Raw genomic sequence first — 19,745 nt, forward strand, 5'->3', positions numbered from 1 at the left:
GAACACTTGAACACGAACGCCGCCACCGCGCTCGTTGGCGACGCTGGCATAACGTGCGAGCATGCAGTCGTGATCCGACTCCCGCCTTTCATCGTGCTGGTGCTGTGCCTGCTGCTGGCGCTGACGCGCGTGCTCGGCCTGCACGCGCATTACATGCCTTCGAGTCATCACGACGCGGTAGCGGCATTGCAGACCCTCGACGCACAGGCGCTCGAGCATGACCATGACCACAGCCATGACCACAGCGGGCTGATCGCCGAAACGGCTTCGGATCATCTGGCGGTTCACATGGCCCACGGTGAAGTCGACGCCGACTCCCCGGACAAGACCACCGGCAAGCTGCCGCCGATGCTGATGATCGGCTTGTTGTCGGCGATCGCCGGGTTGCTGCTACTGCCCCGGCGCGCGCCACGCTACGCCGACGCCAGGCGCGAGCATCGTCATCAGCGTCGTTGGACCCACTTCAAACCTCTATCCCACGCACCGCCGCTCGCAGGCTGATTCCAGTCCTGCCTAGAGGGGTTTGCCGCGTTCGCGCGGCTGATTGATGCGTTGGGAGTTCCACCATGCAGTACCTGTTTTCGCGCGCCCTGACGATGGCGTGGACCGGCCTGTTCGCTGCCGTTGCGGCAGCCACCGATCTTGAGGTCGCTTCCGGCCCCCCGATGACGCTGACCGGCGCCGTACAGCTCGCGTTGCAGACGCATCCCGAGTTGGCGGGCTTCGCTTTTGATGTCCAAGCCCAGCAGGCGCTGTCCCGACAGTCGCAACTGCGTCCGGCTCCGGAGCTGGACCTGCTGGTCGAGGATATCGGTGGGTCCGGCGCACGCTCCGGCATCGAATCAGCGCAGACCACGCTGAGCTTGAGCCAGGTCATCGAGCTCGGTGGCAAGCGCGATGCACGCAGTGCCGTCGCGGCGGCCCGTCTCGACCGCCAGCGCAGCGAACAAGCCGTTCGGCAACTCGATATCGTCGCCGAGGTGGCACGGCGCTTTATTGCCACGTTGGCCCAGCAGTCCCGCGTGCTGATCGCACGCGAGTCGTTGAGCCTGGCCGAAAGCACGGCGCTGGCTGTCGAACGTCGTGTGCGCGCCGCCGCCGCGCCCGAGGCCGAGTCGGCACGAGCCCAGGTGGCGGTCGCCGAAGCGCGGCTGGACCTCGAAGATGCCATCCACAATCTGGCAACGCGTCGCCATTCTCTGGCGGCGGCTACGGGCGCCGCGGAGGCCGACTTCGGCGAGGCTCAAGGCGAACTTCTGCTGCTGCCTGCAGCCGCTGTGTTCGGCGATTGGGTCGCAAGGCTGAGGGCTTCACCCGATTTTCTACGCTTTGCTGACGAGCAGCGGCTGCGTGATGCCGAAGTGCAGCTTGCAGAGCGGCAACGACGCGCCGATCTACGCGCGACGATAGGCGTCCGTCGCTATGAGATCGGAGATGACGTCGGCATGGTCGCCGGCATCGGACTGCCGCTGTTCGCATCGGCGCGGGCCACGCCGCAGATTGATGCACTGCGCGCCGAGCAAGGCCGTATCGAGTTCGACCGGCAGAGCGCGTTCTTGAAGGCACAAGACCAGCTGTTCGCGCGATACCAGGAAATGGAACATGCCCGGCACGTCGCCGGTGTGGTGCGCGACGAGGTGCTGCCGCAGCTGGAAAGCGCACTCGAAAAGACCCGGTACGCCTATCTGCGCGGGCGCTACTCGTACCTGGAGTGGGCCGATGCCCAGCAGCGCCTGCTGACGGCGCGCGTTCGCTTGATTGACGCCGCTGCCGACTTCCACAGCAACCGTATCGACATCGAGCGCCTGGCCGGCGAAAGCCTGGCCACGACTGGAGACCGTCCATGAAATGCCTCACTCTGTTTGCGGCCGGACTGCTGGCCGTCGTCGCACTGACCGCCTGCAAGTCGCAATCCGAAGCCGCCAGCGAACCGGGGCAAGACGCCAAGGCCGAGGCGTTCGAACGCGGGCCGCATCGCGGCCGCCTGCTGCGCGACGGTGATTTCGGCCTGGAGCTACAGATCTTCGAAGACGGCGTGCCGCCGGAGTATCACGTCTACCTGTTCCGTAACGACCAGCCGCTACCGCCTGACGCGGCAACGGTCACCGTGGAGCTGACGCGCCTCGGTAACCAGGTCGACCGCTTCACGTTCTCGCCTCGCGGCGAGTATCTGATCGGCAGCGGTATCGTGAACGAGCCTCACTCGTTCAGCGTGGTGGTGACGGCGACCGCGAACGGCAAGCCGTATCGCTGGGCGTTCGACAGCTTCGAAGGCCGTACCCGCATCGCCGCCAAGATCGCGGCCGACGCTGGGGTCAAAACCGAAAAGGCCGGACCCGCGACGATCGCCGACACCGTGACGTTGACCGGACGCATCGTGCCGAACGCCGAGCAGGTGCGCGCCGTCAGGGCGCGGTTCCCGGGCGTCATCAAGTCAGTGGCCAAGTCGGTCGGCGATAGGGTCAGCAAAGGCGAGACGCTCGCCAGCGTCGAGAGTAACGACAGCCTGCAAACGTATGCGGTGACGTCGCCGATTGCCGGCATCGTCGTCGAGCGCCACGCCAATACCGGTGAAGGCGCTGGCAGCGATCCGCTGTTCGTGATCGCGGACTACGCGCAGTTGTGGGCCGAGCTGTCGCTGTTTCCGCGCGACTTGCAGCGAGTCAAAGTCGGGCAGATGGCGGCGCTGAAAACAGTCGACGGCGACATCGAAGGCAGGGGCAAGGTCGTGCGCATCGCGCCGGCCGAAGGCGCACAGCATGGCTCGCTCAGCGGCGTATATACCGCGCGCATCGTGCTCGACAACGAGCGCGCTGCTTGGACGCCGGGGCTCTTCGTGCAGGGCACCGTGCAGATCGGCGAAACCGTCGTACCGCTGGCGGTCAAGCGCAGCGGTCTTCAGAGCTTTAGAGACTTTAGCGCGGTGTTCGAGCAGGTCGGCGAAACCTACGAGGTGCGCATGCTCGAGCTTGGCCGTCAGGACGAAACCCACGCAGAGGTGCTGGGCGGCATCGATGCGGGTGCCGACTACGTGGCCGAGAACAGTTACCTGATCAAGGCCGACATCGAAAAGTCCGGCGCGAGCCATGACCACTAAGGGGCCCGCCATGCTCGAACGCATTCTGTTGCTGTCGATCCGACATCGTGTCCCGATGCTGATCGCGGTGTTCATGATCGCCGCGGTTGGCATCTGGAGTTATCGGTTTCTGCCGATCGACGCGGTGCCAGACATCACCAATGTCCAGGTGCAGATCAATACCGAGGCCGTCGGCTACACGCCGCTCGAAGCCGAACAACGCGTGACGCTGCCGTTGGAAACCGCGATGGCGGGCCTGGCCGGTCTGGATTACACGCGATCGCTTTCCCGCTACGGGCTCTCGCAAGTCACCGTGGCCTTCGCAGATGGCACCGATCCGTTCTTTGCGCGCCAGCAAGTCGCCGAGCGCCTGCAATCGGTCGGTAGCTTGCTGCCTGCGGACATCGAACCGCAGATGGGGCCGGCAGCGACGGGCTTGGGCGAGATCTACATGTACACCGTTGATGCCGAGCCCGGAGCGCGCAATACCGACGGCAGCGCCGTCACCGCCACCGACCTGCGTCTTGCGCAGGACTGGATCGTGCGACCACAGCTGTTGCGGGTGGCGGGCGTTGCCGACGTGAACTCCATCGGCGGCTACGAGAAACAGTTTCTGGTGCAACCCGATCCGTCGCGGCTGCTGGCCTACGGTCTTTCGATCGGCGATCTCACCGATGCCTTGGAGGCCAACAACGGCAACCGCGGCGCCGGGTACATCGAGCGCTTCGGTCAGCAAATGCTGCTGCGCATACCCGGCCAGGTTGATGGCAGTACCGGCGCCATCGAGCATCTGTCTGCCGTCGTGATCAAAAACGTGTCGGGCGCGCCGGTTCGTGTCGGTGATGTGGCGACAGTGGCGATCGGCTCCGATCTGCGCACCGGCGCGGCGACCCAGGACGGGCATGAAGTCGTGCTCGGCACCGTGCTGATGCGCGTCGGCGGGAACAGCCGCACGGTGGCAAAGGCGGTTGCTGCCAAGATCGAGCAGATCGCGCGCTCACTTCCATCAGGGATCAAGATCGTGCCGGCCTACGACCGCACGCGGCTGGTCGACAAGACGCTTGGCACCGTGCAGAAGAACCTGCTGGAAGGTGCGCTGCTGGTGATCGTCGTGCTGTTCCTGATGCTCGGCAATCTGCGCGCTGCGCTGCTGACCGCGATGGTCATCCCGTTGACGATGCTGCTGACGATCTCCGGCATGGTGCAGACGGGTGTGTCGGCCAATCTGATGAGCCTGGGTGCGCTCGACTTTGGCCTGATCGTCGATGGTGCGGTGATCATCGTCGAGAACGCGCTGCGGCGATTGTCGCAAGCTGCCACCGGTGAACGCATGCCGCTGGAGCAGCGACTCAACACCGTGTTCGAGGCCACACGCGAGGTCATCCGTCCGGCGCTGTTTGGCGTGTTCATCATCACCGCCGTCTACCTGCCGATCTTTACGCTCAGCGGTGTCGAAGGAAAGATGTTTCATCCGATGGCGCAAACCGTGGTGATGGCGCTGGTGGCGGCCATGGCGTTGTCGGTCACCGCTGTACCGGCCGCGGTGGCGCTGCTGATCACCGTGCCTAAGCCGCATCGCGACGGCGGGTTCGCCCGCGTGACGCAGCGCGTCTATGCCCCGATGCTGGCTGCAGTGCTGCGCGCGCGCGTGCCGGTTGCCGGCGGTGCGCTGCTGTTGGTCGTGCTGGCCGGTCTTGCGACGTCGCAGATGGGCTCGGAGTTTCTGCCGAGCCTTGATGAAGGCGATATCGCAATGCACGCGCTGCGCATTCCCGGCACCAGCTTGACGCAGGCGGTCGGCATGCAGAAGCAGCTCGAAGCAGCGGTGAAAGCCATGCCCGAAGTCGACCACATCGTCGCCAAGATCGGTACGGCCGACATTGCGACCGATCCGATGCCGCCGTCGGTGGCCGACAACTTCATCATCCTCAAGGACCGCGAACACTGGCCTGATCCAAGCAAGCCGAAAGCCCAGGTCGTCGCCGAACTCGAAGCCACGGTGCGACCCATTCCCGGCAACAACTATGAGTTCACGCAGCCGATCCAGATGCGCTTCAACGAACTGCTGTCGGGTGTCCGCGCCGATGTGGCGATCAAGGTCTATGGCGACAAGCTCGAAACGCTGGCAGCAATCGGCGAGCGCATCGAAGCCATCGTCAAAACGGTGTCGGGAGCCGAGGACGCAACACTCGAACAGATTACCGGCCTGCCCGTGATGAGCGTCAATCCGCGGCGTGAGGCGCTGGCACGTTATGGCCTCAACGTCGCCGTCTTGCAGAACCTGGTCGCGGCGGCCTACGGCGGTCAATCGGTCGGCGCGGTGTTTGATGGTGATCGGCGACATGATCTCGTGGTGCGCTTGCCCGAGCCGCTGCGCCGCAACGTCGATGCCTTTGCACGCCTGCCGGTGCCGCTGCCCAATGCCGGCGGGTATGTCCCACTGGGCGAGCTGGCCGAACTAGAGTTGGCGCAGGGACCCAACCAGATCAACCGAGAGAACGGCAAACGTCGTGTCGTCGTCACCGCCAACGTGCGCGAGCGCGATCTTGGCGGCTTCGTCACCGAACTGCAGGCCCGCGTCGCCCGCGATGCCGAACTGCCGCCCGGCTACTGGGTGGACTACGGCGGCACGTTCGAACAGCTGCAGTCCGCTTCGCAACGGCTGGCGATCGTCGTGCCCGTCACGCTGCTGCTGATCATCGGCTTGCTGTGGCTTGCGCTGGGCTCAATGCGCGATGCGCTGCTGATCTTCACCGGCGTGCCGCTGGCTTTGACCGGCGGCATCGCCGCGCTGCTGCTGCGCGGCATTCCGTTGTCGATATCGGCCGGCGTCGGCTTCATTGCGCTGTCCGGCATCGCGGTACTCAACGGTCTGGTCATGGTCAGCTTCATCCGCGAGTTGCGTGAGCGCGGCGTATCGATCGACGAGGCGATCCTGCAAGGCGCTCAGACCCGGCTGCGACCGGTGCTGATGACGGCGCTGGTTGCCGCGCTGGGTTTCATCCCGATGGCCTTCAATACGGGTATCGGCTCGGAAGTGCAGCGCCCGCTGGCAACGGTCGTCATCGGCGGCATCGTATCGTCGACGCTGCTGACGCTGCTGGTGTTGCCGGGCTTGTATCGGCTGTTCGCGCGTCGTTGATCCACTCCGGCGACGGCGTCCAATGGCCGGTCGCCGGACTCGCGCTAGGCGTAGCCCAGCATCTTGGCGGCAACGCCGAGCGTGCCGGCAGCGGCCAGGATCAGCAGCAGGTTGGCATGGAATCGCAGCAGCGCCAGCATCGCCGCGGCGCCCAGTGCCAAGGCGACGATGTTCAATGAATCCAGTTGCGGTGATGGCAGATGCAGCAGTCCGAACTGCACCTCGTCGACGCGCGCAAACAGGACGTGGATTGCAAACCAGATCGACAAGTTGAGAATCACGCCGACCACGGCCGCGGTGATCGCCGTCAGTGCCGCGCCGAGCCAGACATTGCCGCGTAGCCGTTCAATGTACGGCGCGCCCAGAAAGATCCACAGGAAGCACGGAACGAACGTGACCCAGGTCGACAGCGAGCCGCCGAGGATGCCGCTGAGCAGTGGCGGCAGTGCGCCAGGATCGCGGTACGCGCCCAGAAAGCCCACGTAGGTCAGCACCAGAATCAAGGGCCCCGGCGTGGTCTCCGCCAGAGCCAGACCTTGCACCATCTCGCCCGGCAGCAACCAGCCATAACGCTCGACCGCTTGCTGGGCCATGTAGGCCAGTACGGCGTACGCGCCGCCGAAGGTGACCACGGCCATCTTGCTGAAGAACACGGCCTCCTGCGTGAACACGTGCTGTGCTCCGAGCGTCACCAGCAGCAACACGACCGGCAGCCCCCAAAGCGCTGCGCCGGCCAACAGCACGCGCAGCGTCCAGCTGGCGGTCGGATGCGCGTGATCGGGGATCGCGTCATGGTCATCATCGCCGGCCGCCGCTTTCGACTTGGTCTGGAAAATCGTTGGCGCCCAGCGCGCGCCAGCCAGGCCGATCATTGCAGCGGCGCCGATGATCACGGGGAACGGCACGGCGAACGCAAAGATCGCGATGAACGCGATCGCCGCGAGTCCGTGCAGCGCCGGATGTTTCAGCGCTTTCTTGCCGACGCGGATCACGGCTTCGACGACGATCGCCAGCGTCGCGGCTTGCAGGCCGAACAAAAGGCCCTGCATCCAGCTCAGATTGCCGTAGATCACATAGGCGATCGCGATCAAGGTCATCAGCACGAAGCCCGGCAGGATGAACAGCACGCCAGCGATCACGCCGCCCCAGGTCTTGTGCAGCAGCCAGCCGATGTAGGTCGCCAGCTGCTGCGCTTCGGGACCGGGCAGCAACATGCAGTAATTCAGCGCATGCAGGAACCGCGTCTCCGATATCCAGCGCTTCTCGTCGACCAAAATCCGGTGCATCAGCGCGATCTGGCCGGCCGGTCCACCGAAGTTGATGAAGCCGATCTTGAGCCAGACGAAGAAGGCGTCGCGAAATGAAGCATGCGATGAGGACATGAGCAGTCAGACCATGCGGTGGAGAGCGAGTTGGAAACGGCGGTCGACGATTTGCCAGTCGACGTTGTCAAGAAACGCGTCGAGATAGCGCGCGGCGGCGCTGCCGTAATCGAGGTGATAGCTGTGCTCGTACATGTCGAGCACCAGCATCGGCACCCCGGCCACCGCGCCGTGCATGTGGTCGCTTGCCCATTGGTTGCGTAGTTCGCCCGTCGCGGCGTTGAACGTCAGCACGCACCAGCCGGAACCTCCGGCTAGCGACATCGCCGTACGGCGAAACTCGGCTTCCCAAGCCGCGACGCTGCCGTAGACCTGCGACAGCGCCTTGGCTACGTCGCCGCCAGCCTTGCCGTCGCCGCCAAGGTTGTCGAAGTAGTGCTCGTGCAGCACCACCGAGCCGACGCGGTGCAGTTCTTCGCGCTTGAGACCGCCGTAGACGATCGGCGGGAAGTCCGCGTCCTGCATCGCCGCCGCGAGGCGGCCCTCGATCAGGTTTAGCGCTTTGACCGAGCCGGCGTAGTTGTTTTCGTGATGTGAGCGGATCAACTTTTCGGACAAGCCGCGCAGCTTGGCCGGGTCGAAGCGCAGCGGCCGGACCGTGTGCTGGCCAGCGAAAGCCGGCTTGATCAGCAATGCACCAGCAGCCGGCAGCGTCGGTTCGGACTCGGCGCGCGCCGGCGCAGCGACGGCCGCCGTCGCCAGCCCCGAGCCGATTAGGCTCAGCACGTCGCGGCGGCGGATGCCGTCGCTGTCTTCGTTGCTCATTGGGAACAACCTTTGTCGCTGTGGTCGACCTAACCAGTCAGATCGTGACATATTATGATACGACCGTATCAAAGGGAAGATACAACGTGCAAAACCTTGCTGAATGGCTGCTGCTGATCCATCTGTTGCCGGCCAAGCCGGACTATCTGCGCGTCAAAATCTGGCGTCGCTTGCAGGGGCTGGGCGCCGTCGCCATCAAGAACTCGGTCTACGTGTTACCGGCCGGCGAGCGGTCGCGCGAGGACCTACAGTGGCTGCAAAAGGAGATCGAGGCGCTCGGTGGCGAGGCGTCGATCTGCGAAGCACGCTTCGTCGACGGCGTCAGTGACGCCCAGATCCGCGAGTTGTTCAACGCCGCGCGCGACGCGGATTACGCGCAGTTGATCGAGCAGTTGCGCGAGCCAAGCACCGGCGCGCCGGCCGACGAGTCCACGATTGACGAGCCGCGTCAGCGATTGCGCAAGGCGCGCAAGCGCTTTGAGCAGATCGTGGCGCTGGACTACTTCGGCGCTTCGGGTCGCGGGGCTTGCGCGGCACTGCTGGCCGAGCGCGAAGCAGCGCTGCGGCCACAGCCGATCGCGGCCCGAGCCGCGTCGGCGCACGGCTATCGCAGCCGCACATGGGTGACGCGTCCGGACGTCGGCATCGACCGGATCGCTAGCGCTTGGTTGATCCAGCGCCACATCGACGCTGAAGCGCGGTTCGTGTTCGCGGCAGAGCAAGACCCGCCGGTTGACGGTCAACTGCGCTTTGACACGACTCAAGGCGAGTTCACGCATGTTGCCGACCGCTGCACATTCGAAGTGCTGCTCGACCGCTTCGGGCTCGACGATCCAGCGCTGGCGATGATCGGCCGCATCGTGCACGACCTCGACTTCAAGGACGGCAAGTTCGGTGAGGACGAGGCGCCCGGCGTAGCGCGGCTGATCGATGGGCTGCGGCGTATGCAGCCCGACGATGTGGCGCGGATCAGCGCGGCAGGCGCGGTGTTCGACGCGCTGCTGGCGTCGTTCCAGCCGCCGCTAAGCTAGACGCGAACCGCCTCAGACGATCGGAGGTCCGCTGAGCATCTGCTGCACGCCCTGCTCGAGATCGATGCGTGGCTGGTAGCCGAGACGGGCCTGGGCCTTGGCGATCGAGTAGCGATGCCGCCGCAGCAGAAAGCGCAGTGCGGTCGGGCTCGCCGGCGGCGTTTGTCCGCGCAGGCGCCACCACGGCTGGCTCAGGCGCATCAGCAGCATCACGGCCCAGGTCGGCAGCGCCGGAACGCGGCGGACGCCGGCGAGCCGCGCATGCGGGGCAAAGAACGCATCGCAGCGCGTCGCAACGCCGTCGGTGATGTTGAAGGCCTCGCCGATCGCATCGTGGTCCACCGCCAGCATCACGCCGTCGATCAGATTGTCGACATGGACATGGTTGATCACGCCGCTGCCGCGACCCGGCAGCATGAACACGCCGCGCCTCAGCATCTGCACCGGGCGCGTGACCCAGGGCAGGCTGCCGCGGCCGTAGACGTCACCGGGGCGGATCACGATCACGCCCAAGCGCTGTGGGTCGTTGAACGACAGCGCCACGCGCTCGCTGGCGAGCTTGGTGTCGTTGTAGACATTGCCCTGGCCGTCGACCGGGCCGTCTTCGGCGACGTCCTGCGGATAGTCGAAGCCGTAGACCATCACCGACGACAGATGCACCAGGCGCCGCACGCCGAGCTGCTGCGCCACTTTGCATACGGTGCGCGTGCCTTCGATGTTGACGCGCTCGTACAAGTCGCGCGGGCCGTCTTCCTCGACGATGGCCGCGGTGTGAAACACCCAGTCGGCGCCTTGCAGTGCGGCTGCGACGGCCGCCGCGTCGTTGACGCTGCCGACGACGACCTCGGCACCTGCGGCTCGTGCGCGCTCGGCGCCGGCCGGCGACAGGTCGAGACCGCGCACGGTCCAGCCGTTGGCGCGGGCGCGCTCGGCCATCCGCAGTCCGATGAAGCCGCCGATGCCGGTAATCGCAATCGTGGTGGAGGTGTGGGTCATCGGCTTCATGGCATGGAATGGGGTGGAGCGGCGGCAGCGGTGCTGCCGGCAAACGCGGCAGCGCCGGTCAGCAAGGCTTGGCACATCAGTGCGATTTCATCGATCAGTACGTCGATCTGCGGCGGGTTGGGCGCCGTCAGCCACTCGGCCAGCAGCTCGTTGATGCCGCCGACGACGGCGATGCTGATCAGTCGGTAATTGCGGGGTGGCAGTTCATCGGCGCGCACGCGCTGGTTCAAGTGCTGCTCGATCAGCCGCGCGACACCGTGGATCGCCGCGCGCCGGCGCTGCTCCATCGCCGCGCTGACGCCGACCACCTCGAGCACGCCGATCCGCGCGCGCCGCGCATCGCCGACGTAGTGGCGCATCACGCTGCCGACGACGCGCGTGACCAGCGCTTGCGGGTTCGGCGCCGCGGCTTGCAGCGCGCTCAGTGCCTCGCTGTTGAGCTCGTCGATGATGCGGTCATACAGCGCCGCCAGCAGTGCCTCGCGGCTGTCGAATAGCTCGTAGAAGTGCCGGGCGGTCACGCGGGCGTCGGCGCACAGCTGTTCGATCGGCGTGCGTGCGTAGCCCTGCGCGGCGAACAGCGTCATCGCGCTGTCGAGCAGACGTGTGCGGCGCTCATCGGCCCGCTGCTCCGCCGCCACGCCGCCGTAGCGGCGGCGCGCTGCCGTGGCGCCATCGGGCGCGGACGGCGGATCGGGTGGGGCGGTTTTCGGCATCGTCGGGTATTTGATAAGACGTCTTGTCGGAATTACAGTAAGTCAATCCAGGGCCGGCGACAACGCAGACGGCACACGCCGCACTGCCGACCGCCCCCGCAACAGACACGAGCCATAACGGAGAAGGACGATGTCGGTGATCCAGCCTCTGCGACATTTCGACGGTACCCGCGACAGTCCACGGCCGATGACCCGGGTCGAGCGCGTCCGCGATGCAGCACGCGAGTTGCGGCGCGACCTGCTGTCGCGGCCCAAGCTGCGCTTCTACAAGTCCTTCGAGCTGGTGCGCGTGCCGTATCCGAGCAAGTTCGGCTACTTGAACGCATTCGCCGGCGTCAGCCCGTTTCTGCATCTGTGCAACCGCTTGTTCGTGATCCAGTTCGACAGCGCCGAGGGCGTCAAGACGCTGCTGGCCGGTCCGTCGGACTGGGAGCATCAGCGCGCGACGCCGTTCTTTGCCGACCTCGACGCCAAGGCCGGCCCGCTGTCGCCGATGATGGAAGCGCTGCTGTTCAAGAAGACCGCCACGGTGCTCGACTGCCTGGCCCAAATCGGTCTGGACCCGCGCGACGTCGACTACATCACCTACGACCATCTGCATACGCAGAACGTGACGCGCTGGCTCGGCGGCAACGGACACTCGGCGATCTTCCCGAATGCCAAGCTGCTGGTGATGCGCGAGGAGTGGGAAAGCACGCAGTCGCTACTGCCGTGGCACAACCAGTGGTACTGCCCCGACGGCATCGCCGGCGTGCCGGCATCGCGCGTCGAGCTGCTCGACGATAGCGTGCTGCTGGGGGACGGCTCGGTGGCGCTGGTCCGCAGCAAGGGCCACACCGAAGGCAACCACAGCATCGTCGTGCATACCGACCAGGGCTTGCTGGTCACCAGCGAAAACGGCATCAGCCTCGACGCCTATGAGCCACGCCATTCCAAGATCGCCGGCGTTGCCGACTACGCACGGCGTACCGGCGCCGAAGTGATCATCAACGGCAATACGCAGGAATACGTGATCGACCAGTACATCTCGATGGTCATGGAAAAGACGCTCGCCGGGCCCAATCCGCGCGACGAGCGCTTCCCGAACGTCGCGCCATCGTCCGAGTCGCACGGCCATTGGCTGTTTCCGGGCACGTCGCCGACCGCGCTGGTCGGCGACCACGAATACGGCGCGCTGCTGCGTCCGTCGAGCCACGGCCGGGGCCTGAACTGATGGCGTCCTTGCGCGTGATCGTGACGGGCGCGGCGTCCGGCATCGGCGCTGAACTGGCGCGCCGGCTGCTGCTGCGCGGCGACCGCGTGCTGGCCTGCGATATCAACCTGGCGGCGATGGACGTGCTGCGCGCGCACGCGGCCGGGCCCGACCAGTTGCAACTGCAAGCGCTCGATGTGCGTGATCCGGCGGCCTGGCAACGCGTCGCGGCCCGCGCCGTCGAGACCTTCGGCGGCATCGACGTGCTGGCCAACGTGGCCGGCGTGCTGAAGGAAAACTGGGTCGTCGATGCCAGCGCGGCTGAAGTCGACTTCCAGTTCGACATCAACGTCAAAGGCACGATCTTCGGCATGCAGGCCGTGCTGCCGTCGATGCTCGCGGCCGGGCGCGGGCATATCGTCAACATCGCCTCGCTGGCCGGCCTGTCGCCGGTGCCGGGGCTGGGCTTGTACAGCGCCAGCAAGTTCGCCGTGCGCGGCTATTCGCTGGCCGCTGCGATGGAGCTGGCAGCGCGCGGCATCGCCGTCACGGCCGTGTGTCCCGATGCGGTGCAGACGCCGATGCTCGATATCCAGAAGGGCAAGCCGCAAACGGCACTGACGTTCTCCGGTCGCCGCGCGCTCGGCGTCAGTGAAGTCGTCGACGCGATTCTCGGCCCGGTGCTGCGCGACCGGCCGATGGAGATCGCGCTGCCGCTGTCGCGCGGCTTGATCGCCAAGTTCGGTAACGCGTTCCCGGCACTCGGCGCCCGCGCGCTGGCCGGCATGACCCGCAGCGGCTTGAAGCGGCAGCAGCAGATCGCGGCCGGCAAGGATCCGACTCAGAAGTAGCGGCGGATTAGCGGGTGGCCGCGCGAGCGTGGCCGACATGACGACGCGCTGCGCGACGGCGACAGGCTGGGTCACAATGCACGACCGTCTCCTGCCGTCGCACCAGCCTCCGTCTGAATGATTTCGCTGAATCGTCCATCCGTATCGGCGATCTATCCGCTGGCGATGTTGCAGCTGGCGGTGGAGCGGGGCGTGCCGGCCGAGCGGGTGCTGCGCAATGCGGGGCTGAGCCTGGAACAGCTGCAGCTGCCCAGCGCGCGGATTACGCCGCGCCAGCAGGCGATCATCAGCTACAACCTGCTGACCGAAACCGCCGATCCGGCCGTGGGGCTGGAACTGGGCCTGCGCGCCAACGTGACCAAGACGGGCTTGATGGGCTTTGGGCTGATGAGCTGCGCGACGTTTCGCGAGGTGTCGGACCTGGGCATTCGCTATCTGCAGACGCGGGTGCCGTACTTCACGCTGTCGAGGTCGGTCGAAGGGCCGCTGGCGATTGTCCAGGCGCGCGAGGTGGTGCCGCTGGGGCCGCTGCACCAGTTCGGCTTTGACCACTTTATGGCCGAGGTCTACGAGATCTGCCGAGCATTCGCCAATCCGCAGGGCTCGGCCGAAGCCCATGCGCTGACCGAAATCTGGCTCGACTCGGCCGAACAGCCGTACTACGCGCGCTATGCCGAGCGCCTGCCGCGGTTGCGCTTCGGCATGCCGTCGAACCAGTTCCGCTTCAGCGCCGCGCTGCTCGACGTGCCGATCGCCACGGTCAACCCGGTCACCGCGCAGATGGCGTTCGAGCAGTGCGAGCGCGAAATGGCGCTGCTGGGCTACACGCAGAGCTTGCCGGACCGCATCCGCGCCTTGCTGGTCTGCACCGGCGGACACTATCCCGACTTGGTCGCAGCAGCGGCGAGTCTGCATCTGTCGACACGCACGTTGAAGCGCCGCCTGGCCGAGCAGAACACAAGCTTCGGCGACCTGCTCGACGAGGTGCGCAAACGCGACAGCCTGCAATGGCTGGTCGAGTCGGAGCGCTCGATCGACGACATCGCGCAGCGGGTCGGCTATGCCGATCCGTCCAACTTCCGCCGTGCGTTCCAGCGCTGGACTGGCCTGTCACCCAGCGCATACCGCGAGCGTCAGCGCAGCCGTCGCTGAGCCTGATTACCGGCGATCGGGCCGCTCGCTTGGCCCCAAATGACCGGAAGATCGTCCCCTGCGGCGATCACGTCCTTGCGGGGCGAGCCGCGACACTGTCGACATCAAACCTGTTGTCCGTGCCACGACGAGGATGCCGATGAACCGACCCGAATCTGCTGCTGCCGCAGCGCCCGCTGCGATGACCGATGCCGAGCGCATTGCGCGCGTCAAGCACGTGGTGCTCGCTGCCAGCGACGACGTGCGCCGCCGCTATCCGTTCCTGCGCCATCAGGACGCGATCGGCGCCACGATCATGGCTGTGTCGCTGCTGGGCATGATCGGCAGCGGGCTGCTGTACGTGCAGGGTGTGCTGCCGTGGTGGGTCTGCGTGCCGGTGACGGCGATGTTCGCGTCGTTGATTCACGAGCTGGAACACGACTTGATTCACTTGATGTACTTCCGCAAGACGCCATGGGCGAACAGCTTGATGCTGAGCCTCGGCTGGCTGGCCCGCGCAAGCACGATCAACCCGTTCGTGCGCCGTAAGCTGCACCTGCATCACCACAAGTTCTCCGGCACCGAGTCCGACCTGGAAGAGCGCGGCATCACCAACGGTGAGCGCTGGGGCCTGCGCCGCTTGCTGATGACCGGCGACAACCTGCTCGCGGTCTATCTGCGGCCGCTGACGATGATCCGTGCGGTGAAGGCCTATGTGCGCGCACAGAAGCCGGCGACGCCGGCCGCCGCCAAGGCGATCGCCCATGAGCAGCGTTACGGCTACTTTCCGCTCGGCGTCATCTACTACACGCTGTTTCACACCTGGGTTGCGACGCATGCGCTGCTGCTGATCGCGCCGCTGCTCGGGCTGCCGATGACGCTGCCGGGCTCGCTGCAAGCCGCGCTCGACGGGCTCGACGTGTTCGGCGTGGTCTACATGCTGCCGAGCTTGCTACGCACGTTCTGCCTGCACTTCATCAGCTCCAACATGCATTACTACGGCGATGTGCAGACCAACAACCCGCTGCAGCAGACGCAGGTGCTGAACGCCTGGTGGTTGCTGCCGTTCCAGCTGTTCTGCTTCAACTTCGGCAGCACGCACGCCATCCATCACTTCGTCGTCAAGGAAACTTTCTACGTGCGCCAGCTGACCGCGCGTCGCGCACATGCGGTGATGCGCGAAGTCGGCGTGCGTTTCAACGACATCGGCACGTTTCGCCGCGCCAATCGTTATGCCGTCGATGGCGTGGCTGCGGCCGATCCGGCGACCTCGCGCGTGTCGGCGGTGGCGGCGGCCGATTGATGCAGCATTGCCGATGCCGCGCGCGCACGACGCGGTGCGCGTGAGGTTTTGCAGCGCCGTACTCTGCGGCGCTGAGGCAGCCGTGTATTGAGTCCGACGCCTGTGCGGCACCCGCACTTAGCGCGGTCGGGCAGGGTCCGACTTGGTCCGCTTGGGCGCGTCGAGGTCGATGCAGGCGATCGCCTCTTCGCACCAGGCAATCGTGGTTTGCTCGGTGACGATGCCCATACGCAAGCCGAGGTAGCGGCCGCGCCGACGCGCCGATAGACGCGCCGGCTCGGGGTAATGCTCGGCCATCAGCGCCTGGTAATGCGCCAGGCGCTGCGTGTGCAGATCGCGCCGACGCTCGATCTCTTTGCGGATCGTGTCGCGGTTCGACGCTTCGAGCGCGAACAGCTTGACGATCATTTCTTCCTTGAAATTCGGCGGCTCGGTCGGCTCCAGCATCCACTGGTCGAGCGCCTTGCGACCGTCCTCGGTCAGCTGATACGCGATCCGATTAGGCCGCTCACTGGGCTCGACCGGCGCCGACGCCACCCAGCCGCTGCGCGCCAGCTTGTGCAGTTCCAGATAGATCTGCTGGTGGCTGACCTTCCAGAAAAAGCCGACCGTGCGATCGAAGCGCTTGGCCAGGTCGTAGCCGGACTGCGGACGGTCCAGCAGCGACACCAGAATCGCGTGCGACAGCGCCATGTCGGCCGTCTACCGGCTACGAGGCTGCAGCGCGCGCTCAGGCCGCCAACAAGCGGCTGCGCGCGGCCAGATACTCGGACTCCAGACGCGCGACCAGATCGGCGGCGCTGCTGATGCTCTTGACCGCGCCGATACCCTGACCGCAGCCCCAGATGTTCTTCCAGGCCTTGGCGTCGGAATTGCCGCCGGAGCCGAAGTCCATCTTGCTCGGATCGGATTCGGGCAGGTTGTCGGGGTCCATGCCGGCGGCGACGATCGACGGCCGCAGGTAGTTGCCGTGTACGCCGGTGAACAGGTTGGAGTAGACGATGTCGTCGGCGCCGCATTCGACGATGCATTCCTTGTAGCGGGCGTCGGCATTGGCTTCGTGCGTGGCGATGAACGCCGAGCCGATGTAGGCGAGGTCGGCGCCCATTGCCTGTGCGGCCAGGATCGAGTTGCCGTGCGCGATCGAGCCCGACAGCAGCAGCGGGCCGGTGAACCACTCGCGGATTTCCTGGATCAGCGCAAACGGCGACGTGGTGCCGGCGTGGCCACCAGCGCCGGCGGCCACGGCGATCAAGCCGTCGGCGCCTTTTTCGATCGCCTTCTTGGCAAAGCGGTTGTTGATGATGTCGTGCAGCGTGATGCCGCCGTAGGAGTGAACGGCGTCGTTGACGTCGGTGCGGGCACCGAGCGAGGTGATGACGATCGGCACCTTGTGGCGCACGCACATTTCGATGTCGTGATCGAGCCGGTTGTTGGAGCGATGCACGATCTGGTTGACCGCATACGGCGCCGCCGGATTGTCCGGATTGGCCTGGTTGTGGCGGTCAAGCTCTTCATTGATCCGCTGCAGCCAGGTGCCGAGCATCTCGGCCGGCCGCGCATTGAGCGCCGGGAACGAGCCGACGATGCCCGCCTTGCACTGGGCGATCACCAGGTCCGGGTTGGAGATGATGAACAGCGGCGAACCGACGACGGGAATGCGGAGACGGTTCTGCAGCAATGCGGGCAATGCCATGGGTTGACCTCGACGACGGGTGGATGAGCCCACGATATACGCAACAGATTGCATATGCAAAAACTTGCAACACGGCGCGGCCGTTCAGCGCATGTCCGCGGTCAGCAGCCGGGCGCGAAGCCGCCCGGCGCGGGGTCCAGCGCGTGGTCCTGCGCGGGGTCCTGCAGGGGCCTCAGCCGTTGGCCACGGCCGGCGCGATGCCGGTCCAGCTGCCGGTGTCGATCGGCCCGGCCGCAGGCTCGACCCGCACCGGGATGCCGGTCAGGTGCGCCATGCCCGATACCGACTCGACCGCATCCGGGCCGTCGGCCGCCAGCAGATTGACGTTGGCGCCGCCGAGCTTGCTGGCCACGCTCAAGCCGCGTGCATGCTGGTGTCCCCAGCCATGCGGTATCGCCACGGTGCCGGGCATCAGGGTGTCGAGCAGCTTGACCGGCAGCCGGATCGTGTTGGTCCGCGAATGCACGTCGGCCGCCGACTTTTCGTCCAGGCCCTTGGCGCGCGCATCGTCCGGGTGCATGTACAGATAATTGGTCTGGCCCATTTCGCCGTTGGTGAGTTCGGCGATGTTCTGCGTCCACGAGTTGTGTGTGCTGTGCATGCGCTTGGAGATCAACCGCAGCTCGCCGCGCGCGTAGCTGGCGCGTTCCTCCTCGAAGATCGCCTCGAGCCGCGCGGTCTGTTCGATCAGCAGCGATGGCGCCAGCTGCACCAGGCCGTCATCCGTGACAACGCGCTGGCCCAGGTAGCTGCCGGGCTTGGGGCCGCCGCGCCACGGCAGGCCTTGTGGCTGCCGCACCAGGTCGCGGAAGCGGCCGATCTTGCTGGCCCGCAGTACCAGATCGAGGATCAGCGTGATCGGTAGCGACGGCTGCCGGCCCCGGCGGCGCGGTGCGTTGAGCCACAGCATCAGCTGCATGATCCACTGCAGCGGCTTGGCACCGAACAGGCTGACGCCGGCGTGTCGCGCCAACTGCGTGTAGATCGTCGCCTCGTCGCGCTGCTCGCCAGTGGGTTCGACGACAGCATCGGTCGCCGCGATGTACGAGCGCGACTGCATGCCGAGAAACAGTGGAAACACGAACGGCAGGTCGGCGCGCTCCAGCGGCGAGGTCGCCGGCAACACGTAATGCGCAAGACTCGCGGTTTCGTTGAGGTAGATGTCGGTGACCACCAGCAGTTCCAGCTCACCAAGTGCGCGCCGCAAACGCGCGGCGTTGGGCATCGTGATCAGCGGATTGCCGCCGGTCACCAGCAGCGCCTTGATCTGCTGCGCACCGGGCTTGAGGATTTCGTCGGCCAGGATGCCGCCTGGAAATCCGCCGTTGAGTTCGCGGAAGTTGCCGACCCGTGAACGTTGCAGGCGCTGGAACAGCCGGTTTTTCTTGGCGTAGGCAGCAAAGTCGAACAAGCCTTCGCCGAGCAGCACGCCGCCCTGGCGATCGAGATTGCCGCTGACCGCGTTGATGACCTCGGCCAGCCATTGGGCCAGCGTGCCGTGGCGGCCCATGCCCAGCCCCGTGCCGGTGACGATCGCCGATGCGCCGGCGGCGATGTAGTCCGCGACGATCTGGCGCAGTGCGTCGGCGGCGACGCCGGTCAGCTCCGCGGTGCGCTGCGCCGGCCATAGCCGCGCCAGCGCTTCGACCTCGTCCAATCCGCGCATGTAGCGCGACACGTGGGCGCGATCGACGCCGTTCTGCACGAACAGTTCATGCAGGAACGACAGGAAGAAGAACACGTCGGTGTTCGGCCGGATGAAATGATGCGTGTCGGCAACCTTGGCGGTTTCGGTCAGGCGCGGGTCGACGACGACGATGCGGCCGCCGCGCTTGAGTACTTCCTTCAAGCGCTTGACCGGGTGCGCGACCTGCAGAAACGTCCACTTCGATACCACGGGATTGGTGCCGACGATCAGCATGTAGCGCACGTGATCCAGATCGACGAACGGCTGTGTAAACGGGAAGCCGTACATCTCGGTCGCCGCTGCGAAGCGATTGGCGCAGTCCTGCGTCGACGACGAGAACACGTTGTGCGAGCCGACGCCTTTCATGAAGCCTTCGGCAAAGATCGGATGCAGCAGGCTGAATCCCGCCGCGGTGCCGACGTACATCGAGATCGACTCGGCGCTGACGGCCCGCAGTGCGCGCAGCTTGGCGCCGATCTCGCGATACGCCTGATCCCAGCTGATCCGCTCGAAGCGGTCGCCGACGCGCTTGAGCGGGTATTGCAGGCGGTCGGGCGAGTCGTACATGTGGTGCTGGTTGAGCCCCTTCATGCAGGCAAAGCCATCGGTGCCGATGTGCTGCTTGTTCGGCTTGAGATCGACGATGCGGTTGCCGTCGAGTTCGGCGACCAGCCCGCATGAGGCTTCGCAGATGCGGCAGAACGTGTGCTTGGTTTGCGTCATGGCCTCGTCTCCCCCGAGTTTGGGAGTCACGTTAGCCAAGGCGGC

At 65.9% G+C, this 19,745-nt stretch carries 16 protein-coding genes; 9 read left to right on the plus strand and 7 right to left on the minus strand.

Annotated features, from left to right (window positions below):
* Positions 1–69 precede the first annotated feature (69 nt).
* The 4 genes from BUB09_RS10970 (at position 70) to BUB09_RS10985 (ending at position 6,218) form a co-directional block, all read left to right on the plus strand.
* On the plus strand, positions 70–501 hold the full coding sequence (locus tag BUB09_RS10970; protein WP_139250256.1) for a hypothetical protein: 432 nt from the start codon (positions 70–72) through the stop codon (positions 499–501).
* A 65-nt stretch (positions 502–566) separates the two neighbouring features.
* A complete protein-coding gene (locus tag BUB09_RS10975; protein ID WP_072897646.1) occupies positions 567–1,847 on the plus strand; it encodes a TolC family protein in 1,281 nt (426 codons plus the stop codon).
* Positions 1,844–3,097, plus strand: a complete 1,254-nt coding sequence (locus tag BUB09_RS10980) for an efflux RND transporter periplasmic adaptor subunit (protein WP_072897648.1) — start codon at positions 1,844–1,846, stop codon at positions 3,095–3,097. Before BUB09_RS10975 ends, BUB09_RS10980 begins: the two co-directional genes overlap by 4 nt.
* A 10-nt stretch (positions 3,098–3,107) precedes the next feature.
* Positions 3,108–6,218, plus strand: coding sequence for an efflux RND transporter permease subunit (locus BUB09_RS10985; protein WP_072897650.1), 3,111 nt, complete (start codon positions 3,108–3,110; stop codon positions 6,216–6,218).
* A gap of 44 nt (positions 6,219–6,262) precedes the next feature.
* Here the strand turns inward: BUB09_RS10985 and chrA are convergent, their stop codons facing one another.
* Both chrA and BUB09_RS10995 read right to left on the minus strand, forming a co-directional pair.
* Entirely contained in the window at positions 6,263–7,600 is a 1,338-nt protein-coding gene (chrA, locus tag BUB09_RS10990; protein ID WP_072897651.1) for a chromate efflux transporter, read from the minus strand.
* Between the two features lie 6 nt (positions 7,601–7,606).
* A complete protein-coding gene (locus BUB09_RS10995) occupies positions 7,607–8,365 on the minus strand; it encodes a superoxide dismutase (RefSeq protein ID WP_072897652.1) in 759 nt (252 codons plus the stop codon).
* A gap of 86 nt (positions 8,366–8,451) precedes the next feature.
* On the opposite strand from BUB09_RS10995, the gene BUB09_RS11000 reads away from it, so the two are divergent.
* Positions 8,452–9,396, plus strand: a complete 945-nt coding sequence (locus tag BUB09_RS11000) for a chromate resistance protein ChrB domain-containing protein (RefSeq protein ID WP_072897654.1) — start codon at positions 8,452–8,454, stop codon at positions 9,394–9,396.
* 12 nt (positions 9,397–9,408) lie between these two features.
* Here the strand turns inward: BUB09_RS11000 and BUB09_RS11005 are convergent, their stop codons facing one another.
* Both BUB09_RS11005 and BUB09_RS11010 read right to left on the minus strand, forming a co-directional pair.
* A complete protein-coding gene (locus tag BUB09_RS11005; protein ID WP_072898015.1) occupies positions 9,409–10,392 on the minus strand; it encodes an NAD-dependent epimerase/dehydratase family protein in 984 nt (327 codons plus the stop codon).
* Between the two features lie 5 nt (positions 10,393–10,397).
* Entirely contained in the window at positions 10,398–11,117 is a 720-nt protein-coding gene (locus BUB09_RS11010; RefSeq protein WP_072897656.1) for a TetR/AcrR family transcriptional regulator, read from the minus strand.
* 130 nt (positions 11,118–11,247) lie between these two features.
* Here BUB09_RS11010 and BUB09_RS11015 point away from each other — a divergent pair, with 130 nt between their 5' ends.
* The 4 genes from BUB09_RS11015 to BUB09_RS11030 all read left to right on the plus strand — a co-directional run bounded on the left by BUB09_RS11015 (position 11,248) and on the right by BUB09_RS11030 (position 15,594).
* Complete coding sequence (locus tag BUB09_RS11015) at positions 11,248–12,330, plus strand: MBL fold metallo-hydrolase (RefSeq protein WP_072897660.1); 1,083 nt, start codon at positions 11,248–11,250, stop codon at positions 12,328–12,330.
* Positions 12,330–13,160: an SDR family NAD(P)-dependent oxidoreductase gene (locus tag BUB09_RS11020; protein WP_084083365.1), complete on the plus strand. Its 831-nt coding sequence runs from the start codon at positions 12,330–12,332 to the stop codon at positions 13,158–13,160. Before BUB09_RS11015 ends, BUB09_RS11020 begins: the two co-directional genes overlap by 1 nt.
* 117 nt (positions 13,161–13,277) lie before the next feature.
* Entirely contained in the window at positions 13,278–14,312 is a 1,035-nt protein-coding gene (locus BUB09_RS11025; protein ID WP_072897662.1) for an AraC family transcriptional regulator, read from the plus strand.
* A gap of 139 nt (positions 14,313–14,451) precedes the next feature.
* Positions 14,452–15,594, plus strand: a complete 1,143-nt coding sequence (locus BUB09_RS11030) for a fatty acid desaturase (RefSeq protein ID WP_072898017.1) — start codon at positions 14,452–14,454, stop codon at positions 15,592–15,594.
* A 117-nt stretch (positions 15,595–15,711) separates the two neighbouring features.
* Here BUB09_RS11030 and BUB09_RS11035 read toward each other — a convergent pair whose 3' ends face one another.
* The 3 genes from BUB09_RS11035 to BUB09_RS11045 form a co-directional block, all read right to left on the minus strand.
* A complete protein-coding gene (locus BUB09_RS11035) occupies positions 15,712–16,287 on the minus strand; it encodes a PadR family transcriptional regulator (protein ID WP_072897664.1) in 576 nt (191 codons plus the stop codon).
* Between the two features lie 37 nt (positions 16,288–16,324).
* On the minus strand, positions 16,325–17,290 hold the full coding sequence (locus BUB09_RS11040; protein ID WP_072897666.1) for an NAD(P)H-dependent flavin oxidoreductase: 966 nt from the start codon (positions 17,288–17,290) through the stop codon (positions 16,325–16,327).
* A gap of 172 nt (positions 17,291–17,462) precedes the next feature.
* Positions 17,463–19,700 carry a molybdopterin-containing oxidoreductase family protein gene (locus tag BUB09_RS11045; protein ID WP_072897668.1) on the minus strand — a complete coding sequence of 746 codons (2,238 nt, stop codon included), beginning with the start codon at positions 19,698–19,700 and terminating at the stop codon, positions 17,463–17,465.
* Positions 19,701–19,745: the final 45 nt, after the last annotated feature.

Origin of the sequence: Hydrocarboniphaga daqingensis, from assembly GCF_900129825.1 — a bacterium.
GTDB classification, from domain to species: domain Bacteria; phylum Pseudomonadota; class Gammaproteobacteria; order Nevskiales; family Nevskiaceae; genus Hydrocarboniphaga; species Hydrocarboniphaga daqingensis.

Bases quoted from the DNA above. Each gene is read 5' to 3' on its own strand.
- BUB09_RS10975 (WP_072897646.1), top strand. From the start codon at position 567: ATGCAGTACCTGTTTTCGCGCGCCCTGACGATGGCGTGGACCGGCCTG.
- BUB09_RS10980 (WP_072897648.1), top strand. From the start codon at position 1,844: ATGAAATGCCTCACTCTGTTTGCGGCCGGACTGCTGGCCGTCGTCGCA.
- BUB09_RS10985 (WP_072897650.1), top strand. From the start codon at position 3,108: ATGCTCGAACGCATTCTGTTGCTGTCGATCCGACATCGTGTCCCGATG.
- chrA (WP_072897651.1), bottom strand. From the start codon at position 7,600: ATGTCCTCATCGCATGCTTCATTTCGCGACGCCTTCTTCGTCTGGCTC.
- BUB09_RS10995 (WP_072897652.1), bottom strand. From the start codon at position 8,365: ATGAGCAACGAAGACAGCGACGGCATCCGCCGCCGCGACGTGCTGAGC.
- BUB09_RS11005 (WP_072898015.1), bottom strand. From the start codon at position 10,392: ATGACCCACACCTCCACCACGATTGCGATTACCGGCATCGGCGGCTTC.
- BUB09_RS11010 (WP_072897656.1), bottom strand. From the start codon at position 11,117: ATGCCGAAAACCGCCCCACCCGATCCGCCGTCCGCGCCCGATGGCGCC.
- BUB09_RS11015 (WP_072897660.1), top strand. From the start codon at position 11,248: ATGTCGGTGATCCAGCCTCTGCGACATTTCGACGGTACCCGCGACAGT.
- BUB09_RS11020 (WP_084083365.1), top strand. From the start codon at position 12,330: ATGGCGTCCTTGCGCGTGATCGTGACGGGCGCGGCGTCCGGCATCGGC.
- BUB09_RS11025 (WP_072897662.1), top strand. From the start codon at position 13,278: ATGATTTCGCTGAATCGTCCATCCGTATCGGCGATCTATCCGCTGGCG.
- BUB09_RS11030 (WP_072898017.1), top strand. From the start codon at position 14,452: ATGAACCGACCCGAATCTGCTGCTGCCGCAGCGCCCGCTGCGATGACC.
- BUB09_RS11035 (WP_072897664.1), bottom strand. From the start codon at position 16,287: ATGGCGCTGTCGCACGCGATTCTGGTGTCGCTGCTGGACCGTCCGCAG.
- BUB09_RS11040 (WP_072897666.1), bottom strand. From the start codon at position 17,290: ATGGCATTGCCCGCATTGCTGCAGAACCGTCTCCGCATTCCCGTCGTC.
- BUB09_RS11045 (WP_072897668.1), bottom strand. From the start codon at position 19,700: ATGACGCAAACCAAGCACACGTTCTGCCGCATCTGCGAAGCCTCATGC.